General features: G+C 43.2%; 19 protein-coding genes. 9 read left to right on the top strand and 10 right to left on the bottom strand.

Annotated features, from left to right (window positions below; genetic code table 11):
* Positions 1-162 precede the first annotated feature (162 nt).
* On the bottom strand, positions 163-1,815 hold the full coding sequence (gene rho, locus C900_RS13825) for a transcription termination factor Rho (protein WP_009580589.1): 1,653 nt from the start codon (positions 1,813-1,815) through the stop codon (positions 163-165).
* A gap of 324 nt (positions 1,816-2,139) precedes the next feature.
* Here rho and serS point away from each other — a divergent pair, with 324 nt between their 5' ends.
* Positions 2,140-3,414 (top strand): serine--tRNA ligase, encoded by a 1,275-nt coding sequence (gene serS, locus C900_RS13820; RefSeq protein ID WP_009580588.1) that lies wholly within the window; start codon positions 2,140-2,142, stop codon positions 3,412-3,414.
* Here serS and C900_RS13815 read toward each other — a convergent pair.
* Complete coding sequence (locus tag C900_RS13815; protein ID WP_040496795.1) at positions 3,407-4,141, bottom strand: tryptophan-rich sensory protein; 735 nt, start codon at positions 4,139-4,141, stop codon at positions 3,407-3,409. The two genes, serS and C900_RS13815, sit on opposite strands and share 8 nt — an antisense overlap.
* 371 nt (positions 4,142-4,512) lie before the next feature.
* Between C900_RS13815 and C900_RS13810 the strand changes: the two genes are divergently transcribed.
* Positions 4,513-6,654: a prolyl oligopeptidase family serine peptidase gene (locus C900_RS13810; RefSeq protein WP_009580585.1), complete on the top strand. Its 2,142-nt coding sequence runs from the start codon at positions 4,513-4,515 to the stop codon at positions 6,652-6,654.
* A gap of 79 nt (positions 6,655-6,733) precedes the next feature.
* A complete protein-coding gene (locus C900_RS13805; protein WP_009580584.1) occupies positions 6,734-7,183 on the top strand; it encodes a GNAT family N-acetyltransferase in 450 nt (149 codons plus the stop codon).
* A 16-nt stretch (positions 7,184-7,199) separates the two neighbouring features.
* Here the strand turns inward: C900_RS13805 and C900_RS13800 are convergent, their stop codons facing one another.
* Entirely contained in the window at positions 7,200-7,577 is a 378-nt protein-coding gene (locus C900_RS13800) for a DUF1987 domain-containing protein (protein WP_040496794.1), read from the bottom strand.
* A gap of 133 nt (positions 7,578-7,710) precedes the next feature.
* Positions 7,711-8,016 (bottom strand): DUF4286 family protein, encoded by a 306-nt coding sequence (locus C900_RS13795; RefSeq protein WP_009580582.1) that lies wholly within the window; start codon positions 8,014-8,016, stop codon positions 7,711-7,713.
* Between the two features lie 106 nt (positions 8,017-8,122).
* Here C900_RS13795 and C900_RS13790 point away from each other — a divergent pair, with 106 nt between their 5' ends.
* Positions 8,123-9,601 (top strand): MltF family protein, encoded by a 1,479-nt coding sequence (locus C900_RS13790; protein WP_245558434.1) that lies wholly within the window; start codon positions 8,123-8,125, stop codon positions 9,599-9,601.
* Between the two features lie 51 nt (positions 9,602-9,652).
* The gene (locus C900_RS13785) at positions 9,653-10,102 is read left to right on the top strand and encodes a hypothetical protein (RefSeq protein ID WP_009580580.1); all 450 of its coding nucleotides are present in this window, start codon (positions 9,653-9,655) and stop codon (positions 10,100-10,102) included.
* Here C900_RS13785 and C900_RS13780 read toward each other — a convergent pair.
* Genes C900_RS13780 through C900_RS13765 form a run of 4 tightly spaced genes read right to left on the bottom strand, consistent with a single transcriptional unit; the run spans position 10,091 to position 13,736 of the window.
* Entirely contained in the window at positions 10,091-11,431 is a 1,341-nt protein-coding gene (locus C900_RS13780; protein ID WP_009580579.1) for an FAD-dependent oxidoreductase, read from the bottom strand. The genes C900_RS13785 and C900_RS13780 overlap by 12 nt on opposite strands.
* Positions 11,431-12,720: a kynureninase gene (gene kynU / locus C900_RS13775; RefSeq protein ID WP_009580578.1), complete on the bottom strand. Its 1,290-nt coding sequence runs from the start codon at positions 12,718-12,720 to the stop codon at positions 11,431-11,433. Before kynU ends, C900_RS13780 begins: the two co-directional genes overlap by 1 nt.
* A gap of 5 nt (positions 12,721-12,725) precedes the next feature.
* The gene (locus C900_RS13770; RefSeq protein WP_009580577.1) at positions 12,726-13,208 is read right to left on the bottom strand and encodes a methylated-DNA--[protein]-cysteine S-methyltransferase; all 483 of its coding nucleotides are present in this window, start codon (positions 13,206-13,208) and stop codon (positions 12,726-12,728) included.
* Positions 13,209-13,736 (bottom strand): 3-hydroxyanthranilate 3,4-dioxygenase, encoded by a 528-nt coding sequence (locus tag C900_RS13765; protein WP_009580576.1) that lies wholly within the window; start codon positions 13,734-13,736, stop codon positions 13,209-13,211.
* Positions 13,737-13,905: 169 nt separating this feature from the next.
* On the opposite strand from C900_RS13765, the gene C900_RS13760 reads away from it, so the two are divergent.
* Positions 13,906-14,694, top strand: coding sequence for an SDR family oxidoreductase (locus C900_RS13760; protein WP_009580575.1), 789 nt, complete (start codon positions 13,906-13,908; stop codon positions 14,692-14,694).
* A gap of 68 nt (positions 14,695-14,762) precedes the next feature.
* Entirely contained in the window at positions 14,763-16,205 is a 1,443-nt protein-coding gene (locus tag C900_RS13755; protein WP_009580574.1) for an aldehyde dehydrogenase, read from the top strand.
* 79 nt (positions 16,206-16,284) lie between these two features.
* Here C900_RS13755 and C900_RS13750 read toward each other — a convergent pair whose 3' ends face one another.
* Together C900_RS13750 and C900_RS13745 are read right to left on the bottom strand one after the other, a co-directional pair.
* On the bottom strand, positions 16,285-17,031 hold the full coding sequence (locus tag C900_RS13750; RefSeq protein ID WP_009580573.1) for a tetratricopeptide repeat protein: 747 nt from the start codon (positions 17,029-17,031) through the stop codon (positions 16,285-16,287).
* Between the two features lies 1 nt (position 17,032).
* The gene (locus tag C900_RS13745; RefSeq protein ID WP_009580572.1) at positions 17,033-17,611 is read right to left on the bottom strand and encodes an RNA polymerase sigma factor; all 579 of its coding nucleotides are present in this window, start codon (positions 17,609-17,611) and stop codon (positions 17,033-17,035) included.
* Between the two features lie 283 nt (positions 17,612-17,894).
* On the opposite strand from C900_RS13745, the gene C900_RS13740 reads away from it, so the two are divergent.
* Positions 17,895-18,713, top strand: a complete 819-nt coding sequence (locus C900_RS13740) for a hypothetical protein (RefSeq protein ID WP_157494028.1) — start codon at positions 17,895-17,897, stop codon at positions 18,711-18,713.
* A gap of 30 nt (positions 18,714-18,743) precedes the next feature.
* Positions 18,744-19,727 carry a collagen-like triple helix repeat-containing protein gene (locus C900_RS13735; protein WP_009580569.1) on the top strand — a complete coding sequence of 328 codons (984 nt, stop codon included), beginning with the start codon at positions 18,744-18,746 and terminating at the stop codon, positions 19,725-19,727.
* Positions 19,728-19,802 lie beyond the last annotated feature (75 nt).

Here is a 19,802-nt window from a genome sequence, read left to right as displayed (position 1 = left end):
AAAATGAGTACATCTAAAAAGTCAATTCGTCATTCCAAACTTGATTTGGATTCCCCTAAAGAATGCGTAGAAACTAATCAGGAGATCCTGAATCAAGTTCAGGATGACGTCAGAAGGAGACTTTTGAGACGTCCTCATTTTTCATTAGGAATTTCAAGAAATTTATCCGTTCATAGAGATCAGGAATTCTTCATTGTTCCTGGTGCCCTTCATTTTGGAAAGCAGGAACTCCATGGCTTCATTCGAATTCATATCTGACATGAACTTGCGCAGTATCCATACTCTTTGAAGCTCCTCTTCAGACATCAACAGGTCTTCTCTACGAGTACCCGATGCAGGAACATCAATAGCAGGGTATACACGCTTGTTGGAAAGTTTTCTATCCAACTGAAGCTCCATGTTGCCCGTGCCTTTAAATTCTTCAAAGATCACTTCATCCATTTTGGATCCTGTTTCGATCAACGCTGTAGCGATGATGGTAAGCGATCCTCCGTTTTCTACATTTCTGGCAGCACCAAAAAACCTCTTGGGCTTATGCAGGGCGTTGGCATCCACACCACCTGACAATATTTTTCCTGATGAAGGTACTGTAGTGTTATAGGCACGAGCCAGTCGGGTGATAGAATCCAGCAGGATAACCACATCATGACCGCACTCTACCATTCTCTTTGCTTTTTCCAATACCATACTAGATACCTTTACATGTCTTTCAGCCTGCTCATCAAAGGTGGATGCTACCACTTCGGCTTTTACACTTCTTGCCATGTCTGTTACCTCTTCCGGGCGCTCATCGATCAGGAGGATGATCAGGTAGCATTCAGGGTGGTTTTCAGCAATAGCATTTGCGATGCTCTTTAGCAATACCGTTTTACCGGTCTTTGGCTGTGCTACGATCATACCTCGCTGGCCCTTTCCAATAGGAGAGAAAAGATCCAGGATACGTGTAGAATAGTTGTCCGGTCTGGTGCTGAGCTTAATTTTTTCTTCAGGGAAAAGCGGAGTCAGATATTCGAAAGACACCCTGTCTCTGATCTCTTCGGTAGTTTTTCCGTTTACGTTTTCTACCCTTAACAGAGCGAAATACTTTTCACCTTCTTTAGGAGGTCTGATCTGTCCTTTTACAGTGTCACCTGTTTTCAGGCCAAATAGCTTTATTTGAGAGGGCGACACGTAGATGTCATCGGGGCTGGCAAGGTAGTTGTAATCTGAAGATCTCAGAAAGCCATAGCCGTCTTGCATGATCTCAAGTACGCCTTCGTTTTCGATGACACCGTCAAAATCCTTTACATTGCTTTCCTTCTTCTTAGTGCGGTCGTCTTTTCTTCTGTCATCTTTATCTTCACCACGATCTTTCTGCTCCCTTCTTCCACGGTTCTCGTCTTTATCTTTAGGGTCTCTCCTTTCACGGTCCCTTCTGGGCTCTCTGTCCTTATCTTCAGAATTTTCTTCTTTTTTTGGTTTGTCAGCGTTAAATGAAGAGACACTTTCTTCTACCTCAATATTAAATGACTCCAATAGTTCCTCAGAAGAAAGATTCTCTTCTTTTTTATCTTGTTTCATTTTTACGTTTTCTCTTTTTCGCGGCTTAGATTTTGTTTGCTCAGCCTTGTTTTTTTGATCTGATTTTTGATCGGGTTGTGCTTCCGGGGCTTTCTTCTTAGGTAGTTGATTTTCGGGTGTGACGGCTTGCTGATCGAGTATTTTATATATTAACTCCTGCTTTGAAAGCTTTTTGTAGTTCTTTAGGCCCAATTCTTCTGCTATCTCCTTCAATTCAGAAAGAAGCCTGACATTCAATTCTTCAATCGTGTACATAAATTATTCAATTGTGAATTCTTTTTTTTAATTAATGGATTATAAGTAGTGATTAACATGTGCGTATATCAAAGAGATATAAAATATCTCGCAGCCATGAGCGGCTCGCTAGGTTTATTCAAGATGGTATCTGATTATGAAAATAAAAGCTTAAATGAAGTCGGAATGAGTTCTAAAGCTTTTTAACAACGTTTTGATAATGCAATAATATGCTAACCTCGGCCAATAGTCAAATTTTTGTTTATAAATAATCAATCTGCCTTTTAAAAAGTTCAGTTTTACTTTAAAAATGCATTATTTTGCAGCGATTTTAATAAGAACAATATGCTACAAGTTGCTTACATCCGGGAGAACAGAGAAAAAGTGGTCAGTGGGCTTAATAAACGCAGGTTTGGCAATGCTGCCGAAACTATAGACAAGGTAATGGAGCTGGATGACCTCAGAAAAAATACCCAGTCAAAACATGATCAGGTACTGGCCGAATCGAACTCCCTGTCTAAGCAAATAGGAGGGCTGATGCGAGAAGGGAAGAAAGAGGAAGCTGAGGAGATAAAGAAGAAGACGGCAGACCTTAAAATGGAAAGCAAACAGCTCGGTGAAGAGTTAAGCAGGTGTGAAGAAGAGCTGAAGCAGTTGCTTTACACTATACCGAATATACCCAATGATAATGTTCCCGAAGGCGCAGGTGCGGACGATAACCAGGTAGTATATGAGCATGGTACTACACCTAAGCTTTCCGAAAATGCATTGCCGCATTGGGAGCTCATAAAAAAATATGACATAATAGACTTTGAGCTTGGCAACAAAATAACGGGTGCAGGATTCCCTGTGTATAAAGGACAAGGCGCCAGGCTTCAGCGTGCCATGGTCAATTTCTTTCTGGATGAAGCATTGAAAGCAGGATATGTAGAAATACAACCTCCGATCGTGATTAATGAAGACAGCGGCTATGGTACCGGGCAGCTCCCCGACAAAGACGGTCAGATGTACCATATTTCCGAAGAGAATTTTTTCCTGATCCCCACTGCTGAGGTACCGATCACCAACCTGTACCGCGATGTTATTCTGGATACGGGGGCATTGCCGGTAAAGCATGTGGGTTTTACACCATGTTTTCGCAGAGAGGCCGGCTCATGGGGCGCTCACGTGAGGGGGTTGAACCGCCTGCATCAGTTTGATAAAGTTGAGATCGTAGAGATCCACCACCCTGACAATTCTTATGCTGCGCTTGAAAGGATGTGCAAGCATGTACAGGGCTTGCTGGAAAAGCTCCAGCTTCAGTACAGGGTGCTTAATCTATGTGGTGGCGACATGGGATTCACTTCAGCGCAGACGTTTGATATGGAGGTGTTTTCCGCTGCACAGCAAAAGTGGCTGGAGGTAAGCTCGGTCAGTAATTTTGAAACCTTTCAGGCCAACAGGCTTAAGCTGCGGTATAGAGGAGAAGATAATAAGATGCATCTTTTGCATACCCTGAATGGGAGCGCCCTGGCATTGCCCCGAATACTAGCTGCCATTCTGGAAAACAACCAGTCTGATGAAGGAATAAAAATTCCTGACGTACTCGTGCCTTATACTGGCTTTGACACGATCAGGTGAGGGATTTTCGGTACCGGTAGTGGATGGTGATCCAAAGTGTAATGACAATTGCAACCGTGCAGGTAGTCACGATGGGGCCGAATTGCAACTCTGTAGCTGTTCTTTTTAATATTATACCCAACAGAGCCCACACTATAACGAGTGAGTAGGCCACATCCCCGAATTTTTTGTTGATAAGGTATACTATCAATAATAATGCGATGGCCATAGCTATCATCCAATTCTGAGGTGATGGTGGTGAAAAGTCATAGTGAACCAACAGCGCTGTAATGTTCGCAACCGTAGCTACAGTGATCCATCCCAGGTATACACTGAAGGGTTTGTATACCAGCCATTTTTCTCGCCTGGAATCTGGGGGACTCTTATGTAGCTTGACATAGATCACACATAAAGCGAACAGCAGTAGCATCATAACCACAACCGAGCCTTCTATGAAAAGATAGTGCCACGCCAATATCCAACTACAGTTTAGCAGACATGTAACTACAAACAATCCGGATACTGAGATGGCATGCTTTGCGTTTTCTGATATGAACGGATATATGCAGTACCCGGCCAGAAGCATATAAATAAGGCTCCATATGGAGAAGGTAATGCCGGCAGGCACAAATAAATTTGGGTATAAAGCCGCCACTTCCCCTGTGGTCATTGCATTTATGGGTAAGATATTGGCCAAAGCGTTAACGGCTATTGCAGCCGCCAGTGCTATGATGTTGAGCCACTTCATATTTTATGGTTTTCCTCATTGATACTAAATAGTGCCTCTAAGAAAACGCCAATGTCTGCGTTACGCTCGTTCCAAAAATGCTCTCGTACTCAGTATGTTCCGCTTTTTGGAACTTCGCAAGCCCTTGCTCTGCCGAAGCGCTACGCAAAGGCGAGCTTGACCCTTGACCTTTTCTTAAAGCCACTTAGAGTTTGCTTACAAACACTAACTATGTTTTGAAGCTTCCACTTATACCCGCTAGTTTATTAGAAAGTTTGCAGATAAAAGTTTCTAATGCAAGTTTTATAAAAGTCATTTACCACCCATCATTATTTCAGAGGAAGTAAATAACTATTCCTTTAGCTTTAAATTACCAGAATAACATTACTTCGATGAAACAGTTAACCGCATTTATATTTTTGGCAATTATTTTTATTGCTTGTGAGAAAAAGGAGAAAGAAACCCAATCTTTCACATACCCGAAAACCGCGAAGGTAGATACCGTAGATATTTATTTCGATACGGAAGTGCCGGATCCGTACCGGTGGCTGGAGGACGATAGGTCCGAGCAAACAGCCCAGTGGGTAAAGGCGCAGAATGAGGTCACTTTTTCATATCTCAATAATATTCCTTTTAGAGATAATATTAAACAACGCTTGCAGGATGTTTTCAACTATGAACGTCTTTCTGCACCCAACAAACACGGAGATTATTACTATTTCTATAAAAATGACGGCCTCCAAAATCAAAGTGTGCTTTACAGGAAAAAGGAACTTGAAGGTGTGCCTGAAGTATTTATCGATCCAAATAAATTTAAAGAAGATGGCACCATCTCACTTGCCGGGACCAGCTTCACGAAAGACGGCTCCTTATTCGGCTATCTGATATCTGAAGGCGGCTCAGACTGGCGAAAGGCAATTGTGATCAACACCGAAACCATGGAGCAGGTAGGCGATACGTTGAGAGACATAAAGTTCAGCGGGCTATCCTGGAAGGGTAATGAAGGCTTTTTCTACAGCAGCTATGACAAACCCAAGGAAGGGTCGGTGCTGTCAGGAAAAACGCAAATACACAAAGTTTATTATCACAAGCTTGGTACGCCGCAGAGTGAAGATCAATTGATATTCGGAGGAGAATCGCAGCCCAGGCGATATGCGGGAGGATATGTTACTGAAGATGGACAATATTTGGTGATAACGGCAGCGCAGAGCACCAGTGGCAATGAGCTTTACATAAAAGATCTTAGCCGTCCTGCCAGCAAGATCATAACCATTATAGGGAATGATGAAAATGATCACTACGTACTGGACAATGAGGGTTCGCGCCTTTTGATACACACCAACCTTAATGCTCCTAACAACAGAATTGTAGAAGTGGATGCTTCAAACCCTACTCCGGAAAACTGGAAAAATGTAATCCCCGAAACGGAGAATGTGTTAAGTGCCAATACTGTGGGAGGAAAAATATTTGCAAACTATACCATTGATGTTAAAACGGCTGTCAAGCAATACGACATGAAAGGCAAGCTGGAAAGAGAGGTCGAGCTGCCGGGTATTGGTACTGCCTGGGGCTTTGGAGGTAAAAAGGAGGATAAGGAGTTGTATTATAACTTCACCTCCTTTACATATCCACCTACTATTTTTAAATATGATATAGCATCAGGAGCCTCAGAACTTTACGAACAACCGAAGATAGATTTTAACCCTGATGAATACGAAACAAAGCAGGTATTTTATGAAAGTAAAGACGGAACAAAAGTGCCTATGTTCATCGTCCACAAAAAAGGAATAGAACTCAATGGCAAAAATCCTACATATCTATACGCATATGGCGGATTCAACGTCAGTCTGAATCCAACATTCAGCACTTCCAGGATCGTGTGGCTGGAAAATGGTGGAATATATGCACAACCAAACCTTCGCGGTGGTGGCGAGTATGGTGAAAAGTGGCATAAAGCAGGAACAAAAATGCAAAAGCAAAATGTATTCGATGACTTTATAGCTGCCGGTGAATACCTGATCAAAAACAATTATACGTCAAGTGATTATCTGGCGATAGCCGGTGGTTCTAACGGAGGTCTTTTGGTAGGAGCCACTATGACCCAACGACCAGACCTGGCCAAGGTGGCATTTCCGGCAGTAGGAGTTATGGATATGCTACGATATCATAAGTTTACCGCCGGTGCGGGATGGGCTTCGGATTATGGCACTGCCGAAGATTCAAAAGAGATGTTTGAATATCTGCATGCCTATAGCCCCGTTCACAATCTGCAGGAGGGAGTGGCATATCCTGCTACCATGGTGACAACTGCTGACCATGATGATAGAGTGGTGCCTGCGCATTCGTTTAAGTTTGCAGCCACCCTGCAGGAGAACCATGAAGGAAACAACCCGGTGCTTATACGGATTGAAACAGATGCAGGACATGGGGCAGGCACTCCCATATCCAAAACTATTGAGCAGCAGGCTGATATGTATGCGTTTGCCTGGTATAATATGGGAGTAATACCTCCTTTGGCCAAAGATGAACAGTAATTTTGCAAATTCAGGACAATGACTTACATACCATTTCTATCTTTGATATGATGGACTTGCTTAAAAATAAAAGGAAGAGATGACCATAAGAGAAGGAAAAAAAGAAGACCTCCCACGTGTGCTGGAGTTGATCAAGGAACTGGCTGCTTACGAAAAGGCTCCTGAAGCGGTAACCAACACCGTTGAAATGATGGAGAAGGATGGATTCGGAGAAAACCCGGTTTTTGGTTTGTTTGTAGCTGAGGATGATGCGAAGGGGATTGTGGGAATATCTATTTATTATTACCGTTATTCTACCTGGAAAGGAAGGCGCTTATACCTTGAAGATATTGTGGTTACGGAAAGTGAAAGAGGAGGAGGGATCGGCAAACTTTTATTCGATCGAACGATACAAAAAGGTAAGGAAGACGGATGCTCAGGAATGGTTTGGCAGGTATTGGATTGGAATGAGCCTGCTATTAATTTTTATAAAAAGTATTACAATGCTACACTCGACCCGGAATGGATCAATTGTAGTATAGAGCTGTAGTATGTTTAAAAAATTTTCAGACCAAAACACCAAACTGGAAGGGGACATCAACCATTTCTTCGAGTTCATGTCCCAGATCTTCCATATCCTCGTCCTGTTGGTAGTATCTCCAGACCACGGTTACCTCGTTTCCAAAAATGTAAAACTTATTGAGTTCAAATAATATATCAATAAGCATTTTAGTGGAGGAGGTATTAAGGTAGTCTATCTCCAGTTCGAGAACGGTAGATTTTTGAGGTTCTTGAAAATAATTTCGTAGCCAACTAATAATTGCCTGATGAAAAGGAGTTGTATCCTCCATAAATGACCTCCCTTCAACGAGCAATCGACCTGAATCAGGATCCAAAAAGATTTTTGGACTGTCTTCCGTAGGTTCAAAAAATAGAGCTTTCATAACTTAAAAATAGCACTCTTGCACGAATAAATAGCTATGAAGTAAGGTTAAATGGCATATTTGCAGTTATTATGACAAATTAGCCCCTTCAGTTGACAGAAACCGGCTGTCAGCCAGATACATAAACGTAAGGTTATTGTACTTCCTCAAGCAGGGTGCGAAAGGCAACATGCCTGTCTTTATACCGGGCACGGTGTGCTTCAACAAGAGGTGGCGCGTAGCTATTCAGGTATTCCACGACCTTATCAATATTTTCAGCAAAATATTGGATAGAATAGGATACACTCTGCTCTTCTTCCTGGCTAAGTACTTTGAATATTTTGTGCTCTATGAACATGCCGGTGTTCATTACAGCCGGAATATGATGTTCCCGCATCCAGTTCAACCATTCTTCTTCAACATCTATATCTATACCTACGGTTACATTATACAATACCATTGATGTAATTTTTAAGTTGTTTATGAGCGAAAGTTTGTTGCTCAGAATAAGCCAAATTCTGATTTCTCTTTTATCAGACCAAAATTATCATTATTTTCATTAAATCATGATGTTTAAATTGGATAAAAACGGGGTAACAGGTTTTCTACAGGCAATTTTTCTTTTTATGAGCTTGCTTTCCGTTGTGGCCTGTCGCTCAGGTAATGAAAGCACTGGCCCCGAAGTGGTGGAAGAGGCCGCTGTGAACCCGGTGGCTCTTGATCTGGATAGGATCAGGGAACGGGGCTCGTTAATTGCAATAGTTGACAACAGCTCTACCGGCTATTTCTTATATAAGGGCCAGCCGATGGGCTATGAATATGATCTTCTGGCTCTTTTTGCAAAACATCTTAAGGTAAATCTGGAAGTAAAATCTACAGCAAGTATTGATAAGGCTTTTGATATGCTGAATAAGGGCGAGGGAGATGTAATAGCATACTCCCTGACAGTAACAAAAGCCCGGAAAAAAATCGTGTCGTTTACGGATAATCACTATACCACAAGACAGGTATTGGTACAGCGAAGGCCGGAGGGATGGAGGAATATGACACGCGAGGAACTTGATAAGGCTTTGATTCGCAATCAGGTCGATCTTATTGGAAAAGAGGTACATGTCAGGAAAAGCTCTTCCTATGTAGAACGTCTTCAGCATTTATCTCAGGAGATCGGGGGAGATATTGTTATCATTGAGGACCGGGATAGCGCAGAAACTGAAGAGATGATACGCAGAGTGGCTTTCGGGCATATTGAGTATACTGTTGCCGATGAATCAGTGGCATTTATCAATGCTGCCTATTATCCGGATATTGATGTAAAAACACCTATTAGCTTTCCTCAACAGATAGCCTGGGCAGTACGCAAAAACGCACCGGATCTACTCAGTGAAATGAACAATTGGATGGCTGACATAAAACGACAGCCGACATTCAATGTAATCTATAAGAAGTATTTTCAAAGCCCCAGGGCATCACTTAGAAGGGCGAAAAGTGATTTTTCTTCCTTAGGAGGCGAAAAAATTAGTGTTTATGATGACCTCATAAAAGTAGCGGCTGATTCTATCGGGTGGGACTGGCGGCTTTTGGCCTCTCAGATATACCAGGAGTCGCATTTTGACCCCAATGCAAAATCGTGGGCGGGGGCTGTAGGGCTCATGCAACTGGTGCCTGAGACCGGACAGCGGTTTGGAGCCAGGGATCTGACGAATCCCAGGCAGAGCATATTTGCCGGGATAAATCACCTGAAGTTTCTGGATAAGCTTTGGGCTAAAACTATTGACGATGAAAATGAAAGGATCAAGTTTGTGCTGGCAAGTTATAACGTTGGGTTGGGGCACGTTGTAGATGCAAGAGAGTTGGCAAAAAAGTATGGCAAAGATCCTAAGGTATGGGATGGTAATGTGGAATATTACCTGTTTATGAAATCAAAACCCGCATTTTTCAGAGATCCGGTGGTAAAATCAGGCTATTGCAGAGGCGAGGAACCTGTTAATTACGTGAAGGAGATATTAATTCGATATGATCAGTATAAACAACTAATTAATAGTTGATGTAACTATTATTTTTCTATATTTAGGTGAGACAACTTACTTAGAAAAAGAATGGCGAAGACGAAGATGGATGACCTGTATACGGAATATACTCAGGTCCGTTTTCTTGATATTAACAAAGAACAGTTTATTTACGTTGCGCACCTGCTGCCTTCCTGTCTTATAGTAATGAGCGATGGCTTGTTGGATCGTGAGGAGTGGGTAACACTAAAAAGATTATCAAAAATCTTAGGTAGCGAATTTGCCACAGAAGATTTGGGTACCGATGAGAAGGAAGAGAATCTGATGCTCATCTATAAAGCGGAGATCAGGTACCTGCTCAAAAATCGTGACAAATGGGAAGCGAAGTTCGTAGCCGCATTGCGGGATTTTCTGGCCGCCAGTGAAGCATCGAAGGATTTCGTCAGAGAAACGATGGACCTTTTTGCTTCTAAGGAGCAGGATACTGACAATATAGAACTACAAACTTATCAAAGGCTAAAGACAGCGTTAGACCTCTAGCATATCCACGATACTCCTGAAGTCTAGCAGTTCCCATTTCTGGTGTATGTCAGGTGTTTTCATTACCTGATCCATAATTGCCTGCTGCTTTTTGCCAATTTTCATAGCTTCGGAATACCTGATGCCTTCATTGAAGGTAACCATGGAATAAAGCGGGATCCACCGGTCGGGAAACAATTCGTGGAGTTTCGCTTCAATCTTTTTTCTGAGCAGAAAATCCTTGTCTGCTACCAGATCGCGCATCTCCACAAAATTTTGTAAAGCCAGGTCCGAAATAGCGTCCGCATCTATTTTACGTGTATTGCTGAATACTTGTAAAGTGGTTTTCCAGTCGTCACTATATTGGTCCAGAATTTGATTGAGAATTCTGCAGTCTTCAAACCCGCTGTTCATGCCCTGACCATAGAATGGCACAATGGCATGTGAGGCATCTCCAATAATGAGTGTTTTATTTTTTACCCACGGATAACTCTTAACCGTGACTAAAGAGGAGGTGGGGTTTTGCTGATAATCTTCCAGCAGCGTTGTCATCAGTTCTCGTGCGTCCGGGAATGTAGCTTTAAAAAATTGATCAACATCCTGGAGCGTACGAAGTTTTTCAAAAGAGGGATCGCCCTCAAAAGGAAAAAACAAAGTACATGTAAAGCTACCATCAAGGTTTGGAAGCGCTATGAGCATATAATTTCCCCTGGGCCAGATGTGCAGTGCGTTTTTCTCCAGCTTGAAATTACCGTCTGCGTCTGGTGGTATGCTCAGCTCTTTATAACCATGCTCAATATAATGCTGAGAGAAGTTAAAGCGATCAGTTTTTTGCATGATCCCACGAACCACGGAAAATGCACCGTCAGCTCCAATTATAATGTCAGCGGTTTCTGTCTTTTGAGCGCCATCTATATCAAAAAATAACTTACTGTTATCAAAATCTATATCTGTACATCGGTGATTGAAATGAATATTTACACCATTTTTTTCTGCTTCGTTCATCAGGAGCTCATTCAGGCCGCCTCTGGAAATGGAATTAATGGCCTGGTCTTCTCTGCCATAGGCCTGGAAGGTAAGTGCACCCTTTTCACTGTGCATCATCCGGCCACGCATAGGTATCACCATCTTTTTAGCCGCTTCGCCAAGGCCGACCTCACTCAGGGGCAGTAGTCCTCTATTGCTAAGCGCCAGGTTAATGGACCTGCCACCTTCTGCACCGGACCTTCGCATATCATGGCGTCTTTCATACAGGTCTACACCATAACCTCTTTTTGCTAAATAAATAGCCACTAAAGAACCTACTAGTCCCGCTCCTACAACAGCTATCTTTTCTTTTTTTTGCTTCATCAGAAGATTACTTTTTTAAGAATTTCGCAAAAGTTATACACGTCTTCAAAGGTATTGTACAGGGGCACCGGAGCTACTCTTATTACATCTGGCTCACGCCAGTCTGCAACTACGCCTGACCTCGTCAAATGTTCGAATATGGCTTTGCCGTTTTTGCTCACCAGCAAAGAAAGCTGGCAACCCCTGGCTGCGGGGTCGGTTGGGGTAATAATTTTAAGCACATCATCACCCAGGTTAAATCCATTTAGCAGATACTCCATAAATCCCGTAAGCCTGATGCTCTTTTGTCGCAAAGCCTCCATTCCTGCCTCATCATATATTTCAAGGGCTGCCAGGTGTGCAGCGCTGCTCAGGATATTGACATTACTTAATTGCCAGCCGTCAGCCCCGGACATAGGTATAAATCCTTTTTTCATCTTGAACCTTTCGCTTTCGTTGTGGCCCCACCAGCCTGCAAACCGAGGAAGTTCAGCATCACCATGTTTTTCGTGCACAAATATTCCACTTACCCCGCCAGGACCGGAATTAAGGTACTTATAGCTGCACCAGGCAGCAAAATCGACCTGATCGTTATGGAGGTTTAGAGGTACGTTTCCGGCCGCATGTGCCAGGTCAAAACCTACTATGGCTCCTGCCCAGTGTCCTGCGGCTGTTATGCTGCCAATATCAAACAACTGGCCAGTGTAATATTGAACACCACCGAAAAGGACTAGCGCCAATGAGTCTTTGTTTTCCTCAATTTTCGATAAGATATCCTCTGTGCGCAGGTGATATTCTCCCTCGCGTGGAGATATTTCAATAAGAGCATCTTCATAGTTATACCCATGAAATTTGATCTGGCTTTCTACGGCATACTGATCTGAGGGAAATGCTCCAGCTTCGATCATTATTTTGAAGCGCGAGGAAGTTGGGCGATAAAATGAAACCATCATCAAATGGAGGTTGACAGTGAGGTTGTTCATTGAAACTACCTCAGATGGTTTAGCCCCTACAATTTTGGCAAGCGCCTCTTTACTGAATTTGTGATAATAAAACCATGGCCTCTTTTGAGAGTGAAAATGTCCGTCAACACCTAATGTGGCCCAACCTTCCAGTTCTTCTTCAATATAAACCCTGGTGTTTTTAGGCTGTAATCCCAGTGAATTACCGGTAAAATAGATAACATCCTTATCATTAAGCTGTGGGATGTGAAACTTATTTCTAAAATGGCGAAGCGGATCATCTCTATCCAGATCTTGAGCAAATGTCAGAGAATTTTCGTAGGTCATGTGCAGAATATCTTTTGCCATCAATATTAGGCAAAAATTTTCATCTGTTCACTGCGGATCACACCTTCGTGCCTGAGCAGCCACTCCTTTTTGTCAAGTCCTCCGCCAAAGCCTACGAGGCTTCCGTCTTTGCCTATCACTCGATGGCATGGAATAATGATAGGGATTTTGTTCCTGCCGTTGGCCGTTCCAGCAGCTCTTATACACTTTGGGTCTCCAAGTTTTGATGCCAGGTCGCTGTAGGTGATAGTTTTTCCAAAGGGGATCTTTGTCAGCTCGGTCCAGACCCGGTTCTGAAACGCTGTACCTGTCAGCTTAATATTAACTGTAAAGCGCTTTAATCTACCTGAAAAATATTGTTCCAACTCCCCGATACATTGCCGGATAACCGGAGACTTCGGGGTGCCGGAAGAAGCTTCTCTACCTGAAAAGGTGCATTCAATAATGGCATCTTCTTCTGCGATTATTTGCAACTCACCTATAGGTGACGGGTAAATAAAAGTTTCCATTTATACGAACCTTTCATCTACTTCCATTACATGGCTGCAGTTGTCGCATGTACGTAATTCCCTTGATCCATAAAATTCTCTAAAGCGCGACAGAAAGTCTTTTTCAATATTTTTTAGTGGAAAGTAGGTTTCATGCAGCTTATGATTACAGTTATCGCAGAACCACATCAACCCATCGGTATGATCTGCCGTACGCACCCTCTCTATTACAAGACCTACCGAATTAGCGGGCCTGATGGGGGAGTGTGGTACCTTTGCGGGGTGAAGGTATATGTCTCCTGCTTTGATGGGCACCTCTACTGCGTTGCCATCTTCCTGTATTTTTACAATGATGTCACCCTCTAGTTGATAGAACAGTTCTTCGGTTTCATTATAGTGGTAATCCTTCCGGGCATTAGGGCCACCCACTATCATCACTATAAAGTCGCCGGCTTCAACATAAAGATTTTTATTTCCTATTGGGGGTTTTAATATATCGCGATTTTCCTCGATCCATTTTTGCAGGTTAAAAGGTCTCTTAATAGCCATGGGAATGATTTTTATTTTTTAAACGCATTTTCTTAAAGATTCGGGCTTACCATGCCGTCTTTGTAAAATACTGTGCTAATGATTTGCACAAGACTGGCATTGTAGACATTTCTCTTTAAATTTAGCGAAAATTAAAAACGATACAACAACACCATTTTAACAAATCCAAATGGATCTTAAGATAAAGGAAAAAAGAGCAATAGTGTGTGGTAGTACCCAGGGGATAGGCAGAGCGATAGCCCTGGAATTGGCGCTACTTGGCGCCAGTGTCACTTTAGTAGCCAGAAATGAAGAAAAGCTGAAAAAAGTAGCCGAACAATTGCCTGCGGATAAGGGCCAGCAGCATGACTATGTGGTGGCCGATTTTGATGAGCCCAAAAAGTTAAAGAAAGCCATAGATAGTTATCTTGCACAGGAACAGAATGTCCATATTCTCATCAACAATACTGGCGGTCCTGCGGGGGGTAAGATCATAGATGCCAAGCTTGATGAGTTCCATGCGGCTTTTAACCGGCATTTGATTTGCAATCAGATATTGATACAAGCGGTTACGCCTTTGATGAAGCAGGTGGGCTATGGCAGGATCATCAATATTATTTCTACTTCAGTGAAGGCGCCGCTACCGGGTTTGGGTGTTTCCAATACCATCCGTGGTGCGGTGGCCAGTTGGGCTAAGACGTTGGCCACGGAACTGGCGCCTTATGGTATAACTGTCAACAATGTACTTCCCGGAGCAACGAGCACCGCGCGTCTGGAAAGCATAATACGCAGCAAAGCAGAAAAAACGGACATTACAGAAGAGGATGTGATGAAAGCGATGAAGAAGGAGATCCCGGCCGGTCGCTTTGCCACCCCCGAAGAGGTAGCCGCGGCGGCAGCTTTCCTTGCCACCCCGGCAGCAGCATATATCAACGGCATCAACCTGCCTGTTGACGGTGGTCGCCTGGACTGCTTGTAAACCTTGTGATCAGATGACTCGAAGTCATCAGATCACTGAACACAGGGGATATATTTAGAACAGAATCAATGAAGAAAATACAAAACTATATCAACGGAGCATTAGTAGCTCCTCAATCAGGTCAATATCTCGACAATTACAATCCGGCAGAGGGTAAAGTGTATAGCCTGATCCCGGATTCGGACAAAGCTGATGTGGAGGAGGCTGTGGAGGCTGCGAAAAATGCTTTCGAAGGTTGGTCTTCTATGCCAGTACAGAAGCGTTCGGATATCATGAATAAAATTGCCGACCTCATTGATAAAAATCACGATAGGTTGGCTGAGGCAGAGTCCGTTGATAATGGAAAGCCGCTAAAGCTTGCACAACGTGTCGATATCCCCAGGGCATCCAGCAACATGAGGTTTTATGCTACAGCCATTCTGCACTTTTCTTCCGAATCGCACATGCTGGATGGTGAAGCCGTGAATTATACCACTCGTACTCCTGTGGGTGTTGCAGGCTGCATTTCGCCATGGAACCTGCCCTTATACCTGTTTACATGGAAGATAGCTCCCGCTTTGGCCGCAGGCAATACAGTGGTGGCCAAACCATCAGAGGTGACCCCGATGACGGCTTACCTGTTTTCGGAGATGTGTATCGAAGCAGGCTTGCCTGCCGGAGTTTTGAATATCGTACACGGATTGGGAGCCAAAGCCGGTCAAGCTATTATTGAGCATCCTGATGTACCACTGATATCCTTTACCGGGGGTACTGCCACAGGAAAAAGTATCGCTGCTACTGCTGCTCCTATGTTTAAAAAGCTTTCCCTTGAGCTGGGAGGAAAGAATCCCAACATCATTTTTGAAGATTGTGATTTTGAACAGGCATTACACACCTCTGTCCATTCTTCTTTTGCCAACCAGGGGCAGATCTGCCTGTGTGGGTCCAGGATGTTTGTGCAGGAGTCGATCTACGATAAGTTTGTAAATGCATTTGTAGAAAAAGTAAAAGAACTTACCGTGGGCGATCCTTTGGAGGACGGAACAAAAGTAGGTGCGGTAGTTTCCGAGCCTCATATGAATAAGGTGATTTCGTATATCAGGCTAGCTCAGGAAGAAGGTGGAGAAGTACTCACCGGAGGCCATAGAGCCAAAGTAGCTGGAAGATGTACTGATGGCTATTTTATTGAACCAACAGTAATTACAGGCCTTAAGCACAACTGCCGGACCAATCAGGAAGAAATTTTTGGACCTGTCGTCACAATCATGCCTTTTAAAGAGGAGAAGGAGGTGATCGATTATGCAAACAGCACTGCCTATGGCCTTTCAGCCACCATCTGGACTGAAAATCTTAAGCGGGCTCACAGGGTGGCTCACCAGTTGAAAAGTGGCATTATTTGGGTCAATTGCTGGCTAGTGAGGGATCTGAGGACTCCTTTTGGTGGGATGAAGCAATCAGGGGTTGGGCGAGAAGGTGGTTGGGAAGCTTTGAGATTTTTTACTGAAACCAAAAATATTTGCATTAAGCTATAAATGCCACAAAGGCACGAAGGCACGGAGAGATTTTAACTTGCACTTACTTGTGCCTAAATCCAATCTATTTTCAAAGAGCCTAATCGATTTTCTGCAATAGTTCTTTTGCTTTGCTGTAGTACATGTGGTCAGGCTGCGAGGTGATGTTGTTAAACTGGTCTTTTGCCCGGTTTTTTTGGTTCAGATCCAGATATGCCAGCGCCAGATACCATTCCGATACTTCTTTAAATAAACCCGATGCATTTTGCGTAACGTCTTTTAATATGCTTTCTGCCTTTTCAGGTTCATTTGAGGCCAGGTAGGCAATGCCGAGGTAGGTTTTACTCCCGTTGTTCTCCGGGTTTTCTTTCACAAAACCTTCTAAATAAGTAATGGCCTGCCTGTAGTTTTCCTGATTATAAGCACTTAACCCTTGTTCTAATAATCCTGAACTCTCGGATCTCTCTGATATAACATCCTCATAGGGCTTGAAATAAGCTGTATAGAGTTCCTGTGGCCCTTGTTGTGTCTGATCAGACATGAGTAAATATCCTATGGGGATCAAGATGATAATGATAGCAGCGGCTATTGACAATATTGTTTTTAGAGGGATCACCTTTGCCTCTTTTTCACCGGCAATATCTTTTTCCCAGGAGTGCAGCTTTTTCATGAAATCACGTTCGCCAAATGTGCGGATCTCGCTCATGATATGTACGTAGTCCTCCACCTTACGATCGAAGTCTTCGTCTTCAGCTCTTCTCTTTTCAAACGCAGCAATCTCATCTTCGCTAAGCGTTCCCTGATGGTAAGCCTCTATCAGTTCAATATCTTTTTCTTCCTGCTCCATTTTACAAATCGTTTTGGTACTCCAGCAGTTCTTCTCTGATCTTCTTCAGGCAAAGACATTTTTTCTTTTTCGCCACGCCTTCATTTTTATAACCAAGGTTGGTAGCAATACTTTCCATAGAGAAGTTCTTAAAATAATACATCAGCAGGATGGACTTACATGGTTCTTCCAGTTTATCCAGTATCTTTTTGACCAGTCCCTGTTGATGGGCTTCTTCCTCTAATGTTAAAAATTCATAGCTGGCAGTCTCTATTTCAGACACATCGTCAAGCTGCACTTGTTGCTTTTGTTGCCTGAATAGCTCCCTTACAAGGTTTTTGCCTATCCCGAAAAGATAGGTGCTGATATTGCTTTTCAGCGTTGTGATTTTGCCATCTTTCACATTAAAATAGAAAATGGTGAATGTCTTTTGATACAAATCAATGGCTTCATTTTCAGTGATACGATGATGCTGCTGAAACCACTTGATGAACCTTGTTCGGTTGGTTTCATAAAGCTGTCGCAGGAAGTGATCGTCTCCCTGTCTGACCTGCTGAAGCGCATCGTCTACCGCAATACCATGTCTTTGTACGTCTTCCATTCGTTAGTGTAGGCTGGCGCCAAAAGGTTACCGTTTTCTATTAACCGGCCAAGATAGACAATCTTTTGATGGCTGAAAAGGGGTAAATTACCCATTCCCATTTTTGTGATGCTAAAATACTGAATTTTTGGATTTTATGACTTTAGATAATGTCTGACATCCCAATCTGACAATAAAAATCCTTTTTCTTACACATTAATAATATCAGGATTTGTATAAAAATTTTTTTCCGATTTGCCGGTAACCTCCTGATAACAGTGGTCACCAAGGCAAAAAGAAGGAAATGTTTAAAATTAGATTTACCCATTGTTCTATAGTGGCTTTAATTACTGTGGGAAGTTTATACTTGTCGGCCTGCTGTTCAGATGGCGTGCGCCGGGAGGTTCGTACACTGCCGGAGTCGGAGTGGATCGGTATGCTCAACGGTTTGTTTGCTGAGATTGACCTAAGACTGAATAACTACACGCCTAACGATCATGAATTTGATCCATCGGATGAAAGAGCATTCTACAAACCGGATGACAGTTTCTTTCGCCTTGAGGCGCTGGGAGTGAACCTTGTTTTTGATATCCCAGTTCAGCGGCAGGATCCTTACTCCCTCTATATCAACGATGTTAATTCTGTGAGCTTTACCCCGGGTACACGTGGAGGAAAGGCTCTGATTACCATTGATCTCGAGGATGAAGGACATGAGGTGATCGGCAACTGTGTTAACAATGCCTTTTGTTTTTGTGGCGACCCGCGTGTTCACTTAAACGACATGAAGCTTGATGTGTTGTTGTCGTTTGGCACCAGGGCAGGGAGGTTAACCATCACTGAAACCGTGGTGAAGATGTCATCAACTTTTGAAGAAGAGGGCCCCTGCCATGACAATGCCTGCGCCTTTGCTTGCGACCTCTTAGCTCCCAACCGGGAAAACCAGGCCAAAGAACAAATAGAACAGCAGGTAGCCGCCTATTTTATGAATAACAGAGTGATAGTAGAGACGTTGTTCAATCAACATATTCAGTCTCTGGGAGTCACCGAAGACATTACCTCGGTACTGATCGGTGGCAGTGGGGACCTTATCCTTACCGTTGAGTATGAGGATTCTTGTGAGTAAAAGAAAAATTACAATAAACATTTTTTAAAAATGAAAAGTATACTTATAATATTATTGATCGGGGTAATGCCCATGATGGCATGCGAAGGTGACAAAGGCGATCCGGGGCCTCAGGGCACTCAGGGTGAGCAAGGATTGCAGGGGGAACAAGGGGAGCAAGGAGAACCTGGAACACCAGGAACGGATGGAAAAGACGCCAACACAGCGTCTTTCTACTTCCAGAATGGATATAAAGGGTATAACGGTACTACTGATGCTACTTTGTATAACACAATAGATATTTTTTCGAGTCCTCCGACACCTGGAGGGGAGTTTATTTATGCTGTTACACAGGAAAACGGAGCAGACCCAACGCAAGTAGACAGCGCTACCGCTGTATTGAGATTTGATGGGTTGGCTGAAGTAATTGAAGAAGAGTTGGGGGCAGGCGTCTGCTCAGGTCAGTTATACATTAATGACGCTACACTTTTTATTAACGGATTATATCTTACTCTTGGAGCAAGTGAAGCGCTTCTTCAAGTGGGTATTTATGGTGATGATTCGCCATTATTTAACGAAACAGAAGTTACTTGGATAGCTGCTAACAACAGTGAAGAATGGGGTCGTGCGGGCGGAGAGGAAACATGGGCGGTAAATGATCCTTACTTTGAGTTAAAGGGCCTGGTAAATATGGGCTATCCCGTTAATCTTCAAACAAGCAACGATATAAGGTCTATGCGACCTTTGCCTGTTTTTATACCACGGGAAATCATTGAAAAGTGGCTCTGTGAAGAGGGAATGAATAAAGGCCTCCGCCTGGCAGTATTTGCCGGAGAAGCTCAGGTGATAATTTATTCCAGCGAAATGTCACAGGCATCGCTAAGGCCCGTGCTCTATATTAACGTTGAAAGGTCTGCTGCATCAGACAGGAAAGCACGGCCTTCATCAAAAGAGGCCTGGGAAATATGGCACGCGAAGAGTTATGAAGAGAAAATGAAGCCGTTTTATAGCCTGTACCCGGATGAGAAGCAATAAATAGTTCCTGTGGAAGTATTTGCTTTAACCAAAGAGTTACTATTTTTAAATATTAAATTAACCATTAATAAACCA

This window comes from Fulvivirga imtechensis AK7, assembly GCF_000331535.1.
GTDB lineage: Bacteria > Bacteroidota > Bacteroidia > Cytophagales > Cyclobacteriaceae > Fulvivirga > Fulvivirga imtechensis.
The sequence above is the reverse complement of the archived record's forward strand: the minus strand, read 5'-3'. Positions and strand labels throughout refer to the sequence as shown.